18 protein-coding genes are annotated in these 17,915 nt (G+C 70.5%); 15 read left to right on the forward strand and 3 right to left on the reverse strand.

Annotated elements, in window-relative coordinates:
* The first annotated feature begins 2 nt into the window (after positions 1-2).
* The 3 genes from C5B99_RS04585 (at position 3) to C5B99_RS04595 (ending at position 3,254) form a co-directional block, all read left to right on the forward strand.
* Positions 3-791, forward strand: a complete 789-nt coding sequence (locus tag C5B99_RS04585) for a 1-acyl-sn-glycerol-3-phosphate acyltransferase (protein WP_258063059.1) — start codon at positions 3-5, stop codon at positions 789-791.
* Positions 788-1,795 (forward strand): NAD(P)H-dependent glycerol-3-phosphate dehydrogenase, encoded by a 1,008-nt coding sequence (locus tag C5B99_RS04590; protein ID WP_104240610.1) that lies wholly within the window; start codon positions 788-790, stop codon positions 1,793-1,795. Before C5B99_RS04585 ends, C5B99_RS04590 begins: the two co-directional genes overlap by 4 nt.
* Positions 1,796-2,051: 256 nt before the next feature.
* Complete coding sequence (locus tag C5B99_RS04595) at positions 2,052-3,254, forward strand: D-alanine--D-alanine ligase family protein (protein WP_104240611.1); 1,203 nt, start codon at positions 2,052-2,054, stop codon at positions 3,252-3,254.
* Positions 3,255-3,333: 79 nt separating this feature from the next.
* Here C5B99_RS04595 and C5B99_RS04600 read toward each other — a convergent pair whose 3' ends face one another.
* Positions 3,334-3,825 carry a DUF3515 domain-containing protein gene (locus tag C5B99_RS04600; protein ID WP_104240612.1) on the reverse strand — a complete coding sequence of 164 codons (492 nt, stop codon included), beginning with the start codon at positions 3,823-3,825 and terminating at the stop codon, positions 3,334-3,336.
* Positions 3,826-3,849: 24 nt separating this feature from the next.
* Between C5B99_RS04600 and thiL the strand changes: the two genes are divergently transcribed.
* Entirely contained in the window at positions 3,850-4,983 is a 1,134-nt protein-coding gene (gene thiL, locus C5B99_RS04605) for a thiamine-phosphate kinase (protein ID WP_258063060.1), read from the forward strand.
* Here thiL and rsmD read toward each other — a convergent pair.
* Positions 4,932-5,543: a 16S rRNA (guanine(966)-N(2))-methyltransferase RsmD gene (rsmD, locus tag C5B99_RS04610; protein ID WP_181064942.1), complete on the reverse strand. Its 612-nt coding sequence runs from the start codon at positions 5,541-5,543 to the stop codon at positions 4,932-4,934. The two genes, thiL and rsmD, sit on opposite strands and share 52 nt — an antisense overlap.
* Positions 5,544-5,649: 106 nt before the next feature.
* Between rsmD and C5B99_RS04615 the strand changes: the two genes are divergently transcribed.
* From C5B99_RS04615 to mutM, 10 genes are all read left to right on the forward strand, one after another.
* Entirely contained in the window at positions 5,650-6,693 is a 1,044-nt protein-coding gene (locus C5B99_RS04615; protein WP_104240614.1) for a MoxR family ATPase, read from the forward strand.
* 3 nt (positions 6,694-6,696) lie between these two features.
* The gene (locus C5B99_RS04620; protein WP_104240615.1) at positions 6,697-8,019 is read left to right on the forward strand and encodes a DUF58 domain-containing protein; all 1,323 of its coding nucleotides are present in this window, start codon (positions 6,697-6,699) and stop codon (positions 8,017-8,019) included.
* Complete coding sequence (locus C5B99_RS04625; protein WP_104240616.1) at positions 8,016-10,466, forward strand: DUF3488 and transglutaminase-like domain-containing protein; 2,451 nt, start codon at positions 8,016-8,018, stop codon at positions 10,464-10,466. Before C5B99_RS04620 ends, C5B99_RS04625 begins: the two co-directional genes overlap by 4 nt.
* Positions 10,466-12,616, forward strand: coding sequence for an ATP-dependent DNA helicase RecG (locus C5B99_RS04630; RefSeq protein WP_104240617.1), 2,151 nt, complete (start codon positions 10,466-10,468; stop codon positions 12,614-12,616). The genes C5B99_RS04625 and C5B99_RS04630 overlap by 1 nt, the downstream gene beginning before the upstream one ends.
* Positions 12,617-12,665: 49 nt before the next feature.
* Positions 12,666-13,397: a copper resistance CopC family protein gene (locus C5B99_RS04635; protein ID WP_104240618.1), complete on the forward strand. Its 732-nt coding sequence runs from the start codon at positions 12,666-12,668 to the stop codon at positions 13,395-13,397.
* Between the two features lie 99 nt (positions 13,398-13,496).
* Positions 13,497-13,997, forward strand: a complete 501-nt coding sequence (gene coaD, locus C5B99_RS04640) for a pantetheine-phosphate adenylyltransferase (protein ID WP_104240619.1) — start codon at positions 13,497-13,499, stop codon at positions 13,995-13,997.
* A gap of 43 nt (positions 13,998-14,040) precedes the next feature.
* On the forward strand, positions 14,041-14,661 hold the full coding sequence (locus C5B99_RS04645; RefSeq protein ID WP_258063061.1) for a DUF177 domain-containing protein: 621 nt from the start codon (positions 14,041-14,043) through the stop codon (positions 14,659-14,661).
* 41 nt (positions 14,662-14,702) lie between these two features.
* Positions 14,703-14,906, forward strand: a complete 204-nt coding sequence (gene rpmF / locus C5B99_RS04650; protein ID WP_068484295.1) for a 50S ribosomal protein L32 — start codon at positions 14,703-14,705, stop codon at positions 14,904-14,906.
* 10 nt (positions 14,907-14,916) lie between these two features.
* Entirely contained in the window at positions 14,917-15,663 is a 747-nt protein-coding gene (rnc, locus tag C5B99_RS04655) for a ribonuclease III (RefSeq protein ID WP_104240621.1), read from the forward strand.
* A gap of 2 nt (positions 15,664-15,665) precedes the next feature.
* Complete coding sequence (gene mutM, locus C5B99_RS04660) at positions 15,666-16,535, forward strand: bifunctional DNA-formamidopyrimidine glycosylase/DNA-(apurinic or apyrimidinic site) lyase (protein ID WP_104240622.1); 870 nt, start codon at positions 15,666-15,668, stop codon at positions 16,533-16,535.
* A gap of 60 nt (positions 16,536-16,595) precedes the next feature.
* Here the strand turns inward: mutM and C5B99_RS04665 are convergent, their stop codons facing one another.
* A complete protein-coding gene (locus C5B99_RS04665; protein ID WP_104240623.1) occupies positions 16,596-17,318 on the reverse strand; it encodes an MBL fold metallo-hydrolase in 723 nt (240 codons plus the stop codon).
* A 53-nt stretch (positions 17,319-17,371) separates the two neighbouring features.
* On the opposite strand from C5B99_RS04665, the gene C5B99_RS04670 reads away from it, so the two are divergent.
* Positions 17,372-17,914: a TetR/AcrR family transcriptional regulator gene (locus C5B99_RS04670; protein ID WP_104240624.1), complete on the forward strand. Its 543-nt coding sequence runs from the start codon at positions 17,372-17,374 to the stop codon at positions 17,912-17,914.
* The last annotated feature ends 1 nt before the right edge of the window (position 17,915 follow it).

The following is a 17,915-nucleotide window of genomic DNA, read 5'->3' on the forward strand; positions in this document are numbered from 1 at the left end:
GAGTGTCCGCTGGGAAGCGCGGATCGCCTGAGAAGACCAAGCCCTCGATCTTCTGGTTCCTCGCGGCGATCGCCTTTCCGCTGAGCTGGCCGATCATGCGCTGGGAGATCAAGGGCACGCTGCCGGAGCGGGGCGCGTTCATCGTCGCCCCGAACCACACCAGCGAGGTCGATCCGCTCCTCATGGGGATGGCCGTGTGGAAGCTCGGCCGCGCGCCGCGCTTCATGGCCGCCGACCGGCTCTTCCGCGTCAAGGGACTCGGCTGGATCCTCCGCAAGAGCGGGCAGATCCCCGTCTCGCGCGACGCGCGCGGCGCCAACCAGGCCGCGATCGCGTCCGCCCAGCAGCTCGCGAGGCTCGGGCAGGGTGTCATCATCTACCCGGAGGGCACCCTCACCCGCGAGCCGAACCTGTGGCCGATGCGCGGCAAGAACGGCGCGGCGAGGGTCGCGCTGAGCGCCGACATCCCCGTCTACCCGACCGCGATCTGGGGTGCGCAGAACATCCTGCCGCGGTACGCGAAGAAGCCGACGCTCGGATGGCGGACGAAGATCACGGTGCACGTCGGCGAACCGGTGAGCCTCACGGAGTTCACCGGACGTATGCACAGCGCGAGCGCCATGAAGGGCGCCACGGAGCTCGTCATGCACGACGTGACCCGTCTCCTCGAGGGCATCAGAGGTGAAGAGGCTCCGGCTGAGCTGTACGACCCCGCGAAGCACGGCCAGAGCGAGCACGGCAAGTTCCCCCAGGACCGGGGCGGCTCGTCCCGAGAGGCGGGGGGAGCGTGAGCTCGGCGCAGCGTGCCGTCGTCCTCGGCAGCGGCAGCTGGGGCACGACCTTCGCGAAGGTGCTCGCGGATGCGGGCCACGACGTGACCCTCTGGGCGCGCCGAACCGAGGTCGCGAACGAGATCAACGAGTCGCACCGGAACACGGGCTACCTCCCCGGCATCGACCTGCCGAGGAACCTGCACGCGACGCCCGACCTGGTCGAGGCGGTCCGCGGGCAGCAGTTCGTCTTCGTGTCGGTGCCGGCGCAGACCGCCCGTGAGCTCTCCGCCCAGCTGGCCCCCCACATCGAGGGCGACGCGGTCGTCGTGAGCCTCATGAAGGGCGTCGAGCGGGCGAGTGGGCTTCGCATGAGCGAGGTGCTCGAGGGCGTCCTGCAGATCCCGGCCGAACGGGTAGCTGTCGCGAGCGGGCCCAACATCGCGCTCGAGATCGCGAAAGAGCAGCCCACGGCGATCGTCGTGGCATCGGCGAGCGAGGCCACCGCCGTCAGCGTCGCGAAGCTCGCGCGCAACGACTACCTCCGGTCGTTCGTCAACGTGGACGTCGTCGGCACCGAGTTCGGTGGGGTCCTCAAGAACCTCATCGCCATCGCCGTCGGCATCGTCGACGGCGTCGGCTACGGCGAGAACACGAAGGCGTCCGTGATGACGCGCGGGCTCGCCGAGATCTCCGACTTCGCCGTCGCGATGGGTGCGCAGGCGTCCACCATGATCGGCTTGGCGGGCCTGGGAGACCTCATCGCGACCTGCGAGTCGCCCCTGTCCCGCAACTTCACGGCCGGGCGCCTCCTCGGGCAGGGCTACGTCTACGACGACGTCGTCGCCCAGATGCAGCAGACCGCCGAGGGGCTTCGCTCCGTCGGCGCGATCCTCGAGCTGGCCGAGCGCCACGGCGTGGAGATGCCCATCGCGACGCAGATCGACGACGTGCTCCACGGCCGGATGAGCCCCGCCGACCTCGCCCCCCACCTCGCGACCGACGAGGGCCCGAGCGGCGAGTAGCGCCCGGTGCGGCTTGGGCGACCCCGTACCCCAGCCCACCCGCTCCCGTCGCCCAGCCCCCAGCCTCCCGCTCGCGCCTGGCCAACTTCCGTGATCAGACGGCCCGCCAGGGGCTCGGTGGACCCATCCGGGTGCGTTCGTCACGCAACCTGGACAGTCGGGCACGTGGGTTCGCGGGGCGGGTCTCGGCGGTCACGCTTGGGCGACCCCGTACCCTTGTGCGGTGAGCGAAGAGTCGCTCGTGGAAGGAAACCTCATGTCGACAGCTCAGCTGAACGCCTCCGCCAGCTCAACCCCCGCTGGGGATGCGCGGCCGCTCATCGCCGTCGTCTTCGGCGGCCGTTCGAGCGAGCACGCCATCTCGTGCGCGACGGCGAGCGGTGTCCTCGGAGCTATCGACCGTGAGAAGTACCGGGTGCTGCCCATCGGTATCACGCGCGACGGCGCCTGGGTGCTCGAGGACGACGACGCCGACAAGTTCGCGCTCGACCCCGAGAACCTGCCGGAGGTCGTCGACAACGGCACGCGCATCCACCTGCCCGATTCGGCCAAGCACCGCGAGGTGACGGTCTCGCGTGTCGAGGGCGACGCTCACGGTGCCGAGGCGGGAGCCGAGCGAACCGAGCGCACGTCGCTCGGCGAGGTCGACCTGGTGTTCCCGATCCTCCACGGCCCCTTCGGCGAGGACGGCACCGTGCAGGGCATGCTCGAGCTCGTCGGCCTGCCGTTCGTCGGCTCGTCGGTGCTCGCCGCGAGCGTCGGCATGGACAAGCACTACACGAAGATCGTGCTCAGGGACGCGGGCCTGCAGGTCGCCGACGGCGTCACGATCTCGCAGCACCAGTGGGACACGCGGGGTGCGTCGCTGGCCGCAGAGACCGTCGACCGGCTCGGGCTGCCGGTGTTCGTCAAGCCCGCCCGCGCTGGCTCGAGCGTCGGCGTCAGCAAGGTCGCCGCGCTCGACGAGTTCGCAGCCGCCATGACGACGGCCCTCGCGGAGGACGACCACGTGCTCGTCGAGGCGGCGGTCGTGGGCCGCGAGGTCGAGATCGCCGTGCTCGAGTCGCGGCCGGGGGAGCGGGCTCGCGCCTCGGTCGCCGGCGAGATCGTCATGACGAAGGCGGAATTCTACGACTTCGAGGCGAAGTACCTCGATGACTCCGGGGTGGAGCTGCGGTGCCCCGCCGAGCTGAGCGACGAGCTGCTCGCGGAGATGGCGGAGCTCGGGGTGCGTGCCTTCGAGGCGCTCGGCGCCTCCGGCCTGGCCCGCGTCGACTTCTTCCTGACGGACGACGGGTTCGTCGTGAACGAGATCAACACGATGCCGGGCTTCACGCCCATCTCGATGTTCCCGAAGTGCTGGCAGGCGAGCGGCATGAGCTACCCGCAGCTCATCACCGAGCTCATCGAGGTCGCGAGCGCGCACGCCGCAGCCCGCGAGGCGCGCCTCACGCGCTAGGAGGCCCGCCGTGCGGGAGCTGGTCGTGCTCCGGGGCACTGGGGCCGCAGTCAGCTCGGCGGCGCTCTCCGGGGTGGTGCTAGCCGAGGACGTCGTCGGCGCCGACGCAGGCACCGGTCTTCGGCAGCCTCGAGACGGCATCGTCGAGGTCGACGAGCACGGTGGTGCCCGATGCGACGTCCGAATCGACGACGACCTCGACGGCGGGTGTGCGGCCGTAGCTCGTGAACCGGTAGGTGGGCGCCTGGCTGTCGTCGACGATCCAGTCGATACCGCTCAGGCTGACGCACTGCTCGGAGGTCGGCCCCGGTGTCGGAACGCCGCAGCGGAGCAGCACGCCGGCCGGGGTGCCCCAGGCTCCCGTCGCCTGCGCGTTGGTGAGGCGCAGCTCGAGCCCGTCGACCGTCGAGGGCAGGCGGACCGAGACCTCGGCGCACTCCGGGGCGGCCGCGTCGGGAGCCGGTTCCATGGGAACGCTCGCGCTGTTGCAGGCGGTGAGCAGGACGACGGATGCGGCGGTCGCGATCACGGCGGAGCCGATGCGCGAGGCGGAGCGGAAGGTTCGAGACATTTGCTCCCAGGCTATCGTGAGCGGGTGCCTGCTCTTCCCGACGACGCCATCCGCCGAACCCCCGCTGACGTGCTCACGGTCGGCGCGTGCGGCGAGGCCGATCTGCTCCAGCGCATCCTCGCGCGGGTCCCGGCAGCCGATGACGCGGTGCTCGGGGCTGGCGATGACGCCGCGGTGCTGACGGCGGGCGATGGGCGGGTCGTCATCACGACGGATCTCATGATCGAGGGCCCCGATTTCCGCTCGGCCTGGTCGACGGCGCGCGATGTGGCGCGCAAGGCGTGCGCATCCAACCTCGCGGATGTCGCCGCGATGGGCGCTGCCCCGACGGCGATCACGGTGGCGCTCGCGCTGCCCTCCTCGACGCCGGTCTCCTGGGTCGAGGAGCTCGCGGACGGCTTCGCGGCGGCCCTCGCCGACATGGCCCCTGGCTGCGGCGTGGTCGGCGGCGACCTGTCGACGAGCGAGCAGCTGACGATCGCGATCACCGCCTTCGGCGACCTGCGCGGGGGCGACCCGGTGCGGCGATCGGGTGCCAAGGCGGGCGACGTGCTGGCGCTCAGCGGCCCCGCGGGGCGCAGCGGTGCGGGCCTCTCCCTGCTCTACTCCCTCGCGAGGGACGCGCGCGGGGAGGCGCTCGCCGAGGGAATCGAGGCCCTGCGGTCGAGGGGCGACGCCGTGCGCTCAGTCGTCGACTGGCACCTCGCGCCGACGATCGACGCCTCCCTCGGCCTCGCCGCGCGAGCTGCCGGGGCGACGGCCATGATGGATGTGTCCGACGGCCTGCTCCTCGACGCCTCGCGCCTGGCGAGGGCCAGCGGCGTCCGCGTCGAGGTCGAGACGTCGTCCCTCGCCGTCGACATCGCCGCGGTCGAGGCGGCGCTGCGAGCCGCCCTGCCCGGGGTCGGGACCGCCGAGCTGCACGCACGAGCCGTGGACCTCGTGGTGGTCGGCGGGGAGGATCACGGCCTGCTCGCCACCTTCCCGGCTGGGACGCCGCTGCTGGTGGGGTTCCGGGCGATCGGCCGCGTGCACCCGCATGAGGACGGACCGGTTCCCCCCGTGCTCGTCGACGGCGCTGGCCGGGCCGCTCGCGGGTGGGACCCCTACGCCTGGGACTTCTCGGCCCCCGGCTCGTCGACGGGGCTCACCTCGTAGCTGAAGACGATGGTCTCGCCGTAGGACTTCCGGCGCAGCAGCTCGAAGGACTCTGGCACCGTGGGAGCTGGGGAGCGCGACCCCCGCTCGACGACGACGACCGCCTCCGGTGCCAGGTGCGGCACCAGGGCCTCGAGCGCCCCGGTGAGCTCCGCTTCGCCGAGCTCGTATGGCGGGTCGACGAAGACGAGCTCGAAGGGCTGACCAGGAGCTGTCCGCAGGAAGCTGTCGACGGAGTTCTGCGCGACGCGGGAGGCGATGGCCCGGCGACCCTGCTCTCGGGTCACGCGCGCCAGCAGCTCGGCGTTCGCGCGCAGCACGTTGGCGGCCGACTTGGACTGCTCGACGAGCACGGCGCTGGATGCGCCCCGGCTGAGCGCCTCGAACGCGAGCGCACCGGAGCCCGCGTAGAGGTCGAGCACGGCGATGCCGCCGAGGTCGAGCAGCGATTCGAGCGAGGAGAACATGGCCTCGCGGACTCGGTCGCTCGTCGGACGCGTGCCGCTCTTCGGGACGGCGAGCGAGTGGCCCTTGGCGGCTCCGGCGATGATGCGTGTCACGCTGCGATCGTAGCCGCGACTGCGTCGACCCATCCACCGCGTGGAGAAGCTGGCCGAACTTGTCGGGGGTGCGTGGAATGATGGGCACTTGAATTCGGAGGTGGCCATGGAATACGGCAACGGCGCGGAAACCGCGGCGGCGAGGGCTCTGCCCGCAGAGCCGGCTGGGCGCGAGCGCGCATCGAGCACGGCGGTCGCACTGCAGGACGGCGCGCGGCAGATCCGCGAGAGCGTCGCATCGGTCATCTCAGGCAAAGACGAGCAGGTGCACCTCGCGGTCGTCGTGCTCCTCGCCGGCGGTCACCTCCTGGTGGAGGACGTCCCCGGGGTCGGCAAGACGGTCCTCGCCAAGACGCTGGCGGCGGCCATGGACTCGAGCGTGAGCCGCATCCAGTTCACGCCAGACCTCCTGCCCTCGGATGTCACGGGCGTCGCGATCTACGACCAGGTCGAGCGGCGCTTCGAGTTCCAGCAGGGCCCGGTGTTCGCGAACGTCGTCATCGGCGATGAGATCAACCGCGCCTCCCCGAAGACGCAGTCGGCGCTGCTGGAGTGCATGGAGGAGGGGCAGGTCACGGTCGACGGCGTCACGCACCGACTGCCAGTGCCCTTCACCGTCTTCGCGACGCAGAACCCCTCCGAGATGGAGGGCACCTACGCGCTGCCGGAGGCGCAGCGCGACCGCTTCATGGCGCGCATGTCGATGGGGTACCCCGAGCGCGACGACGAGCTCGCGATGGTCGACCGGCGCGACTCGAGCGACCCCTTGTCGAGCGTCCGCGCCTCGCTCAGCGCGAGCGACGTCTCCAGCATGATCGAGCAGACCTCGCGCATCTACGTCGCGCCCGCCATCAAGCAGTACATCGTCGACCTCGCCCGTGCCACCCGCGAGCACGCCGACGTCCGTGTCGGCGTGAGCCCGCGCGCGACCCTGCACCTCGTGCGTGCCTCGAGGGCGGCCGCCGCGGTCGCCGGTCGCGACTTCGTGGTGCCGGACGACGTCTCGAAGCTCGTCGGCCCGGTCTTCGCGCACCGGCTCGTGCTCAGCGCCCGCGGCTCTCGGGGAACGGCGGCGTCGGCGTCAGCCGCCCGCATCATCGACCAGATCTGCCAGCAGATCGCCGTCCCAACGAGCGCGGCGACCGCGTAGCGCGTGGCGACGAGGCGCATCGAGAGGCGGCTGCGACCCACCAGCCGAGCCATCGGCCTGGTGGTGGTCGGCGTGCTGCTGGCCGCAGCCGCCGTGGTGTTCGGCCGGGGTGAGCTGCTCGCGCTCGGCGGGTTCCTCATCGCCCTGCCGCTCGTCGCCTTCGTGCTGCGCCTCATCTGGCGACCACGGCTCGACGCGGTGCGCACGATCTACCCGACCACCCTTGCCGTCGGCGACCGGATGCGGGTCGTCACCGAGGTGCGCAACCGTTCGCTCATCGCGCTCGAACCGAGCTCCTACCTCGACCTCCTGCCCGGTGCGGAGCCGTCCAGCATCGGCGGGGTGCTGCCCGCTATCGGCTCGCGACTCCACCGCAACGAGGACAAGCGCCGACGTCGCGTCGCCTACGGCGTCGACTCGATGCGCCGCGGCGTCCACGAAGTCGGCCCGCTCTTCTTCGACAATGCCGACGGGCTCGGTCTCACGAGGCGAGTCCTCAAGATCGGCGAGGCCACCGAGGTCGAGGTCTGGCCTCGAGTGGCAGAGCTGCCCGCCATGTCCGTGCCGAGCGGCAAGAGCGGGGGCGAAGTCGAGGCCGGGGTCGCGCAATCCGGGGACTCCGACGACGTCCTCACCCGCGACTACCGTCGCGGCGACCCGCTCAGGCGCATCCACTGGCGTGCGACGGCGCACGCGGGCGAGCTGCGCGTGCGACAGGAAGAGCACCACGCGGAAGACACCTCGGTGGTCATCCTCGACACGAGCGCGACGGCCGCCGCCGAGGAGCCGAAGGCGCCGCTGACCCTCGTCGACCTCATGAACGAGCAGTCGGCACCGGCGACGGCCATCGACGCGGAGTTCGAGCTCGCCGTCTCGCTCGCTGCCTCCGTGCTCGCTCGCTTCCACCGCTTCGGCTACGAGACCGAGCTGTTCGAGACGCACGCGGGCCTCGACGGCGACACGGAGAGCACACGCACCCCCTCCGAGGAAGCGCTCGAGTCGGTCATGCGCAGGCTCATGCTGACGCAGCCGGACTCGGCGGCGGGGGAGCGGCGAGAGGCCTGCGCCGAGGTCGTCGACGACATCTCGCGTGTCGCGCGCACGCCGGTCGTGTACGTGCATCGGAACCTGGCCGGCGACGGGCTGACCGCGATTCGCTCGCTGTCGGCGGTGGCCGCCCCGGCCCTCGCACTCATCGTCTCCGCGAAGCCGGTGCCGCGCGCCACCCTGACATCGTTCACCGATGCGGGCTGGAACGTCGCCGTCTACTCGCCCGCCAGAGCCAAGCCCTTCACGCCGCTGCTCGAACTGGAGGCCACCGCATGAGCTCGCACGCGACCACGACCGCGCAGATGCGTCGTCGGCAGGGCTGGAAGGGCACTCCGGGAGCCAACGGCTCCTGGGTCGTCACCGTCTCCCTCGCGGTCCTGATCTTCAGCGCGACGAACCTCCTCTGGCCGATCTTCGACACGAACACGTGGTCGGCGAAGGCGATCGTGCTCGTCACGATCATGCTCGGGGTCGCCGCCCTCGTGCGCACCTTCACGGGCTCGCAGCTGTGGGCGCTCGTCGCCTCGATGGTGGGCGGCGCGGTTGTCCTCGTCGGATTCACCGGGCGGGGCTCGCCGCGCGCCACGGTCGAAGGGTGGGGAGTGCTCGCCGAGCAGCTCGTCGAGCAGCTCCGCTCGGACGCCGCCCCGCTGCGCGAGACCGAGGCGATGACCATGCTCGTGCTCATCGGCGTCGCCGTCATCGTCGTGCTCTGCGACTTCTTCGTGTTCGGCATCAGGGGCCGCTCGCTCGCGACGCTGCCCCTGCTCGCCTTCCCCCTCATCCCGATGGCGCTCGGCATCGACGCCTTCAACGGCTGGTCGTACGTCTTCGCGGCGCTAGCCCTCGCGGTGTTCCTCTACGCCGTCTCGAGCTGGCACCAGCGCGTGCACGACGAGGAGCTCTCCTACCAGGGGTTCCTGGTCGACAGTCGAGGCGTGGCCGGCCTCGGCGGGGCCCTCGCGGTCACCGCCGTGTCCCTCGTCGCCGTGCTCGTGGCCTCCACGATCGTTCCAGCGCCGACCGGCATCGACGCCATCCGGCAGACCTCGACCTCCGGCCTCTCCACCAACCGCGCGAACCCCATCATCGACCTGGGCGAGGACCTGCGGCGCAACAACCCGGTCGAGGTGCTGCGCTACGCCACGACCACCGACCAGGGCTCGCTCCCGTACCTCACGCTCCAGACCCTCAGCGACCTCAGCGGCGAGGACGACTGGATGCCCGGCGACTTCGACGGCAACCTGAGCGTCGACGGCGGCGACCTGCCGCTGCCCGACGGCGTCTCGGCCGGGGCTGAGTCGAGCGAGTTCACGACGCGCATCGTGCTCAACGACGGCGTCAGCTCCTTCCTCCCGCGCCCGGGGTTCGCGGCCAACATCATCGACCTGCAGGGAGACTTCCTCCTCGACGAGCAGACGGGCGACGTCCGCAGCGCCGGTGACGAGGCGCTCGCGCAGAACTACGAGATCCAGACCGTGGTGCCGACCCCCAGCTTCGAGGCGATCTCGCAGCTCGACGCCGAGGTGCCGGCGGGTCTCGAGGCCCTCACCGAGGTGCCGGAGGGGCCGAGCACCGACCGCATCCGCGACGTGGTCGGCGAGATCGTCGACGAGGACGCGCCCGCCGGGACACAGGCCCTGCAGCTCCAGTCGTTCTTCGCCGACGGGTTCGCCTACTCGGAGACCGCGCCCGTCCAGCAGGGGTACGACGGCACGAGCCTCGACGTCATTGCCCAATTCCTGGAAGCGCGGGCCGGCTACTGCGTGCACTACGCATCGTCGATGGCCGTCATGGCGCGCATGATCGGCATCCCGTCCCGGATCGGGGTCGGCTTCACGCCCGGCTCCGCCGGCGAGCTGAACGCGGAGGGCCAGCCCGTCTACACCGTGACGAGCAACCAGCTCCACGCGTGGGCCGAGCTCTACCTGCCCGGCCACGGCTGGGTCATGTTCGAGACGACGCCGGCCGGCGCGCTCGGCAACCTCGTCGCCCCCGGCCCCGGCGAGACGACGGCGCCGACGATGACGCCTGAGGTCGCCCCATCGGCCTCGCCGTCGCCGGTCGAGACCGAGAGCAGCGCCGCCCCGACCGTGCCGCCTGAGACCGAGACGCCGACCCCGACGCCGACACAGGGCGCCGAAGGGGCAGGCGAGCAGGATGGCGAGAGCGGAGCCGTCGACCTCACGGCCCTCTTCATCACCCTCGCCGTCATCGGCGGCGTGCTCGCCCTGGTCGCGCTCCTGCTCATCCCCGCCTTCCTGCGGGGCGCCAGGCGCCGCGCGCGTCGCGTCGCGGTCCTGGCAGGCTCGCCGCCTCAGCATCCGAGTCCCGGCAACGCCGCCTGGCAGGAGGTGTCCGAGAGCGCCGTCGACTACGGGGTGCCGCTCGGCACCGGCCTCACGCCGGCAGCCGTCGTCGTGGCCATCGCCGCCGGCTTCGAAGCCCCCGAGCGCGCGACGGGCGACGGCGCCGGCACCGGGGTCCCCGCTGCCACCGCCCAGCGCGTCGCTGACGCGCGGAGCGCGCTCGAGCGCCTCCGGATCGAGCACGAGCACGCCGCGTTCTCGGACCCGGGCGCGTCGCACGCGCTGAGCCAGCACGAGCGGGAAGGCATCTGGAACGACGTCCTCCTGGTCCGCTCCGCGCTTCGCGCGTCCGCCTCGTCCGCAGCGCGACGCCGGGCGGTGCTCGCGCCAGCATCCCTGTCAGGAAGGCGCTGATGGACGACATCGGTCTCGATACTCCGCTCGAGGACGTCCTCGGCAAGCGCGACGCGCAGCAGCTCGCGAAGCAGCTCGACGTGACGACCGTCGCGGGCATGCTCGAGCACTACCCACGACGCTACGCGCGTCGAGGCGAGATGACGGCCATCGAGTCGCTGCCGCTCGGCGAGCACGTCACGCTCGTCGCGCGGGTGCTGCGTGTCAACGAGCGGCAGATGCGCGCACGACGAGGCTCGATCGTCGAAGTGGAGATCACCGACGAGAAGGGCATCGTCTCGCTGACGTTCTTCAACCAGAGCTGGCGTGCCAAGCAGCTGCAGCCGGGAGTGACCGGCATCTTCTCTGGCAAGGCCTCCGCGTATCGGGGAGCCATCCAGCTCGCCCACCCCGAGTACGAGCTCTTCGAGAACGCGCCACTCGAGGCCCTCTCAGAACGACGCGACCAGTGGCTCAAGGAGCCCATCCCGATCTATCCGGCCACCGCCAGCCTGCCGACCTGGAAGGTCGCGGCGGCCGTCCAGGCGGTCCTCGACGCCGTGCCGTTCCTCCGCGACCCCGTGCCGGTGGAGACGCGCGCCATGTTCGGGATGTACAGCTACGACGAGGCGATGCGCGCCATCCACCAGCCCGAGACGTTCAAGCTGCTGGAGCGGGCGCGGGAATCGCTGCGCTTCACCGAGGCGTACGTGCTCCAGGCGGCGCTTCTCCAGCGCCGGGCGATCTCCGAGCTCGTCGCGGCGAGAGCGAGGACCGACGCGGTCGGACCGATGCTCGAGGCCTTCGACCGACTCGTGCCGTTCGAGCTCACGCCCGACCAGAAGACGGTCGGGCGGCAGATCGCGAAGGACCTCGCCCGCGGCGTGCCCATGCACCGTCTCGTCCAGGGCGAGGTCGGCTCGGGCAAGACCCTCGTGGCCCTGCGCGCGATGCTGCAGGTCGCCGACGCGGGCGGGCAGTCGGCCATGCTCGCGCCGACCGAGGTCCTCGCCTCCCAGCACCACCGCTCGATCATCGACTCCCTCGGTCCGGAGCTCTCCGCGCAGCTCATGCCGACCCTCATCACCGGCAGCATGACGAAGACGGAGCGCAAGCGCGCAGCGCTGCGCGTCGTCGCCGGCGAGGCCAAGATCGTGGTGGGCACCCACGCGCTTCTGAGCGACGACGTGATGTTCGACGACCTCGGCCTCGTCATCGTCGACGAGCAGCACCGCTTCGGGGTGGAGCAGCGCGAGTCGCTGCGCGCGAAGGGCGCTCAGCCTCCGCACCTGCTGGTCCTGACGGCCACTCCCATTCCGCGCACGGTCGCCATGACGGTCTTCGGCGACCTCGATATCTCGAGCATCGTGACCATGCCGAAGGGGCGGCAGAAGATCGAGACGTTCGTCGTCGCCACCCGCGAGCATCCGCACTGGCTGGAGCGTGCCTGGCAGCGCGTCGCGGAGGAAGTCGACCGGGGGCGGCAGGCGTTTGTCGTGTGCCCCGCCATCGAGCCAGCCGAACCCGCAGAGCCGGTCGATGGCGAGGAGCCGGCCCAGCCCGTGACCGCCGTCATGGAGCTCGCGCCGACGCTCGCCGTGCATCCGCTCTTCGCGGGCAAGCGCGTCGCCGCCGTGCACGGGGCGATGCCGAGCGATGAGAAGGATGCCGCCATGCGGGCCTTCGCCGAGGGCAAGATCGATGTGCTGGTCGCGACGACCGTCATCGAGGTCGGCGTGAACGTGCCGAACGCCTCGGTCATGATCGTCATGGATGCCGACCGGTTCGGGGTCTCCCAGCTCCACCAGCTGCGGGGCCGCGTCGGACGAGGAGAGCACGCCGGACTGTGCCTGCTCGTCTCGAACACCGAGGAGGAGTCCACCGCTCGCGAGCGGATCAACGCGGTCGCCGAGACGCTCGACGGGTTCGAGCTCGCCGAACGCGACCTCGAGCTGCGACGCGAGGGTGACGTGCTCGGCACGGCGCAGTCGGGAGGACGCACGTCCCTCAAGCTCCTGCGCGTCATCGAGGACACCGAGCTGATCCGCTCCGCCAGGGACGAGGCGGCGCTGCTCATCGACGACGACTGGAGCCTCAAGCGGTGGCCCGACCTCAAGGCGGCCATCGGCCGGCACAGCTTCGAGGAGCGGGAGTTCCTCGGCAAGTCCTGACGGCTCGAGCGCCTCGGCCGGCGAGCGTGCCCTGGCCTACGATGGGCGGGTGACCTCTTCCTCCTCCGCACACGCGCTCCGCGTCGCCTCCCGCCTCATGCTGGCCGCCATGCTGGCGTTCCTGGCCCTCGCGCTCGGTCTCGGCTCGCAGTTCGCTTCCGCGCACGACCAGCTGATCGAGTCGAGCCCGGCCGCCGACGAGTCGGTCGACGTGGCTCCGGAGAGCGCGACCCTGACGTTCTCCGCTGAGGTGCAGTCGGAAGGCACGCTCGGCCCGCAGGTCGAGCTGTTCGCGGTGACCGCCGTGGAGCAGACAGCGGTCGAGCTGGAGTCGGCGGCCACGGCCGACGGTTCGGTCGTGACGCAGGCGCTCCCGCAGCTCGCTGCGGGGGACTACGCCCTGAACTGGCAGGTCGTCTCCTCTGACGGCCACCCGATCTCCGGCACGATCCCGTTCACTGTGTCGGTCGGCGTGGCGCCGGCTGAGGACGCCGCACCGCTCGCGTCCGCCTCTGCTGGGTTCGGTGCCGCCGAGAACACCGAGGGGGCCGCGATCACGAACAGCGACGCGGGAACGTCGGATGAGGCGTCCCAGTCGACGGCCGCTACCTCCGGGATCCCGCCGTGGGCCTGGGTGCTCATGGGTCTCGCCGGTGTGGCCGTGGTCTTCGTCTCGTTCATCCTCTTCCGGCGCAAGGCCGCGGATCTCGAGGCAAGCAGCACGCCGAGGCCAGAGGAGCCGCTGGCCGATGGAGACGACGACACGCCCACCCGCGTCTAGCTCGCATCCGACCCTGTCGGGCCTGCTCCACTCGTCCCGATCACGCGATGAGCGCTCCATGTGCGCGACGTGCAGGGACCGCCCCGTAGTCTTGTGGGCATGAGCAGAATCGCTGTCGTTCCCGGCTCGTTCGATCCGGTTACCCTTGGCCACCTCGACGTCATCCAGCGTGCCGCAACGGTCTTCGAGGAAGTGCACGTCGTAGTCGTGCACAATCCCGACAAGCACGCGCTCCTGCCCATCTCGCGCCGCGTCGAGCTCATCGAGCAGGCGGTATCGGCGACCGGCATCCGCGGCAACGTCCGCGTCGCGTCGTGGAGCGTCGGCCTGCTCGTCGACTACTGCACCGACGTCGGCGCGAAGGTCATCGTGAAGGGCATCCGGTCGCAGGCGGATGTGACCTACGAGACGCCGATGGCGATCGTGAATCGCAACCTCGCCCGAGTCGAGACGATGTTCATGCTGCCAGACCCGAGCCACGCGCACGTCTCGAGCTCGCTGGTCCGTCAGGTCGCCTCGCTCGGTGGAGACGTGTCGCCGTACGTGCCTCGTGTCGTCTACGAGTACCTGCAGGGCGACACCGACACCTCCATCGAGTAGGTGGCTCGGGATGCACTCCGCGACGAGGGCGTACAATCTCCCGGTGACTTCCTCTCCGTACTTCGTGAACATTGCGACCATCGTGGGCAAGCCCGGCACGATGCGCGAGCTCGAACTCGACTTCGATGCGCCTGAGCGCATCGGCGAGGGGCTCGGCTACATCGAGAAGGGCACGCCGGTCGAACTCGACGTTCGTCTCGAGGTGCTGCACGACGGCATCCTCGCGACGGTCGGCCTCGAATCGAGGATGGCCGGGGAGTGCAGCAGGTGCCTGACGCCGCTGGACGAGCCGCTCCGGGTCGATTTCGCAGAGCTTTTCGCGTATGCTCGCGACGAAGCCCTCGAGTACGAGGTTCACGACGACATTGTCGACCTTGAACCGCCCGTTCGCGATGCGGTAGTGCTCGCACTGCCATTCCAGCCGGTTTGTCGGCCGGACTGCCTCGGCCTAGATCCTGAAACCGGCGAGAAGCTGGTGGAGCCGCTCGAAGAGCAGGCACCAGCGGTTGACCCGCGTTGGGCGGCGTTGGCAGGGTTTGGCGCTTCAAGAGAAGCACCCGAGGAACCAGCAACGGGTTCCGAGGAAGCCGCGGGTCCTCGTGAGACAGAATCTCCTGAGGGTGCGCGCAACCATGATTACAAGGGGGAGCCGGGCCAGTACTGAGCCCGCCTCCCTGCACGATGAAAGATGAAAGGTAGACGCCGATGGCTCTCCCCAAGCGCAAGATGAGCCGCTCGAACACGCGTTCGCGCCGTTCGCAGTGGAAGGCCTCCGTGCCGACCCTCGTCAAGACCGTTGAGAACGGCAAGGTCACCTACAGCCTCCCGCACCGCGCGAAGGTTGTCGAGGACGCAGCTGGCACTCCGCTGTTCTTCGAGTACAAGGGCCGCAAGGTCGCAGACGTCTGATCCTCGCGTCATGCACGACGTGAAGATCATCGACCCCGACGCCGCACCGTCAGCTGAGCTGGCACGCGGCCTCGGGGTCGACTTCGTTCCCTCGCTCCTCGAGCTCGCGTTGACCCACCGGTCGTACGCGGTCGAGAACGGTGGCATCCCCGACAACCAGCGCCTCGAGTTCCTCGGCGACTCGATCCTCGGGCAGGCCGTCACCGTCATGCTGTACCGGACGTACCCCGATTACTCGGAGGGGCAGCTGTCGCGTCTGCGCGCATCCCTCGTCTCGACGGTGGCGTTGGCGGAGATCGCGCGGGGCCTCGGCCTCGGCGCCTACCTGCACCTCGGTCGCGGCGAGCACCTGACGGGCGGCAACAAGAAGGATTCCGTCCTGGCGGACACGGTGGAGGCGGTCATCGGCGCCGCGTACCTCTCCGCCGGGGTCGAGGTCGCGACGGAGCTCGTCCTGCGCCTCGTCGAGCCGAAGCTGGCTGTGGTGTGGCGTCTCGGGGCCGAGCAGGACCCGAAGACCGCACTGCAGGAGCTTGCGGACACGCGGGGCGCCGAGCCGCCGCGCTACGAGGTGGAGGGGTCTGGCCTCGAGCACGACCGCAGCTTCACGGCGACGGTCACGGTGCTGAAGAAGAAGCGCATCCTCGCGCAGGCGCAGGGCGTCGGCACGAGCAAGAAGCAGGCGGAGGTCGCTGGCGCGCTTGCCGCGTGGCATCAGCTGAACGACGGCGGCGACGGCGCCCCTGCGGGCTCCTAGCCGTGCCGGAGCTGCCTGAAGTCGAGGTCGTGCGCCTCGGCCTTGAACCCGCGGTCACGGGTGCCGTCGTGTCGGCCGTCGAGGTGCTCGACGAGCGCTCGCTGCGTCGACACGCTGGCGACTCGGCCGAGTTCGTCGGTGCGCTCGAAGGGGCGAGGATCTCGAGCGTGTCGCGGCGCGGGAAGTTCCTGTGGCTGCCGCTCGCGGGCCGCGAAGAGGCGCTGACGGCGCACCTCGGCATGAGCGGTCAGATGCTGCTCCGCACGTCGGACGCGCCCGACGACCGGCACCTGCGAGCGCGCATCCGCGTCGATGGTCCCGCCGGCGATCTTGTCGTCGCCTTCGCTGACCAGCGCGTCTTCGGCTCGCTGGCCGTCGACCGCCTCGTGCCGACGGCGGACGTAGAGGGCGAGCGTGTGCCGTCGCAGGTGGCGCACATCGCACGCGACCCGCTCGATCCGAACTTCGATGACGACGCGTGGGTGGCGGCGCTGCTGCGCCGCAGGACGGGCGTGAAGTCGGCGCTCCTCGACCAGACGCTCATCTCGGGCATCGGCAACATCTACGCCGACGAAGCGTTGTGGCGGGCGAGGCTGCACTACGGGCGCGTGACCTCCGGGCTGTCGCCGTCGAAGGCGAGGGAGCTGCTGCTGCACGTGCGGGAGGTGTTCGCGAAGGCGCTCGCCGAGGGTGGCACTTCCTTCGATGCGCAGTACGTGAACGTCAACGGGCAGGCCGGCTACTTCGCGCATTCGCTCAACGTGTACGGGCGCCAGGGGAAGCCGTGCCCGAGATGCGGGCGGCCGATCGTTCGCGAGAAGTTCCAGAACCGGGGCTCGCACTTCTGCGAGAAGTGCCAGCGAGAGCGGTAGGCGCTAGAACCAGCGTCGCTGTGCGCTCAGCGTTGTTGGCTGTGGCGACGAGCGGTGAGCTCAGTGAGTGCTGCTGGAGGCCGACTCGACCGCCGCGACCGCCGCATCCACTCCTGAGCTCCAGGGCGCTCCGTGTCCTGGCAGCACCCACTTCGCCTTCGTGTCGACGATGGCGCGGAGCGACGTCATGGCCTGTGCTGGCTCGTCGGTGAACGGGGCCGCTTGTGGGCCCTCCTGCCCGGTGAGCACGTGGCGGGTCGTGAGCGCATCCCCGACGAAGACGGCGTCGGCGGCGGGGACGAAGACCGCGATGCTGCCCGGCGAGTGGCCTGGCATGCCGATGATCTGCGGCGAGCCCGGGAGGTCGAGCGTCGCTCCGTGCTGCACCTCGACGACCTCGGAGAGCCACGTGGTTTGCGCTCCGCCCTTGCGGAGCGTGTAGGCGGCGAAGGTGAGCAGGGGGCCGAGCTTCATCGACTGCTTGGCGTTCGAGGGCTTCGGCCCGCCCTTCGCGCGGGCGGCGTCATCCGCATGCACGTAGACGGGAACGCCGTGGTCGCGTCGCAGCCGCTCGGCGAAGCCGACGTGATCGGAGTCGCCGTGGGTGAGGATCACGCCCTTGATGTCGTCGACCGAGCGTCCGATGGATGCGAGCTCGGCGACGAGCTCGCGCCAGTGGCCGGCGAGGCCGGCGTCGATGACGGTCACGCCCTCCGGGGTGGTGACGAGGTAGGCCGCGACGATGTCGTTGCCGATGCGGTGGAGGGAAGCGTCGAGTCTCATGAAGGCTATGGTACGTAGCCATCATGGCTACTGTCAATAGCTATAGTGGGGGCATGCCTACTCCGGACAGGACCTCCCTCGACGCGATCGTGCTCGCCGCCCGCGACCTCCTCGAAAGCGAGGGGCTCCCCAGGCTGAGCATGCAGGCGGTCGCCGTCCGGGTGGGAGTCCGTGCGCCCTCGCTCTACAAGCGGGTCGCGAATCGTGAGGAGCTCATCCAGCTCGTTGCCGAGGCGACCCTCGTCGAGCTCGGAGAGCGGCTGGACGCCGCCGGCGATCTCGAGCAGCTCGCGGATGCGTTCCGGGCGTTCGGACACGAGCGCCCGGCCGCGTTCCAGCTCGTGATGACGCCGGGGGCCGGAACACCTGCCGCACGGCCGGAATTCGGTGCGGACGCGAGCGCGAGCATCCTGCGCCTCGCGGGCGAGCTCGCCGGTCAGGAGCGAGCGCTCGAGGCGGCCCGCACCCTGACCGCGTGGGCTGCCGGCTTCGTCAGCATGGAGCTGAATCGAGGCTTCAACCTCGGTGGAGACATCGACGAGGCCTGGCGCTACGGACTCGCGGGCATCGTTCGCGCCATCGGCGCCCGCGGCTAGG

This window comes from Pseudoclavibacter sp. Z016, assembly GCF_002931215.1.
Taxonomy (GTDB): domain Bacteria; phylum Actinomycetota; class Actinomycetes; order Actinomycetales; family Microbacteriaceae; genus Pseudoclavibacter.

Bases quoted from the DNA above. Each gene is read 5' to 3' on its own strand.
- C5B99_RS04595 (WP_104240611.1), top strand. From the start codon at position 2,052: ATGTCGACAGCTCAGCTGAACGCCTCCGCCAGCTCAACCCCCGCTGGG.
- C5B99_RS04600 (WP_104240612.1), bottom strand. From the start codon at position 3,825: ATGTCTCGAACCTTCCGCTCCGCCTCGCGCATCGGCTCCGCCGTGATC.
- C5B99_RS04615 (WP_104240614.1), top strand. From the start codon at position 5,650: ATGGAATACGGCAACGGCGCGGAAACCGCGGCGGCGAGGGCTCTGCCC.
- C5B99_RS04625 (WP_104240616.1), top strand. From the start codon at position 8,016: ATGAGCTCGCACGCGACCACGACCGCGCAGATGCGTCGTCGGCAGGGC.
- C5B99_RS04630 (WP_104240617.1), top strand. From the start codon at position 10,466: ATGGACGACATCGGTCTCGATACTCCGCTCGAGGACGTCCTCGGCAAG.
- coaD (WP_104240619.1), top strand. From the start codon at position 13,497: ATGAGCAGAATCGCTGTCGTTCCCGGCTCGTTCGATCCGGTTACCCTT.
- rpmF (WP_068484295.1), top strand. From the start codon at position 14,703: ATGGCTCTCCCCAAGCGCAAGATGAGCCGCTCGAACACGCGTTCGCGC.
- rnc (WP_104240621.1), top strand. From the start codon at position 14,917: ATGCACGACGTGAAGATCATCGACCCCGACGCCGCACCGTCAGCTGAG.
- C5B99_RS04665 (WP_104240623.1), bottom strand. From the start codon at position 17,318: ATGAGACTCGACGCTTCCCTCCACCGCATCGGCAACGACATCGTCGCG.
- C5B99_RS04670 (WP_104240624.1), top strand. From the start codon at position 17,372: ATGCCTACTCCGGACAGGACCTCCCTCGACGCGATCGTGCTCGCCGCC.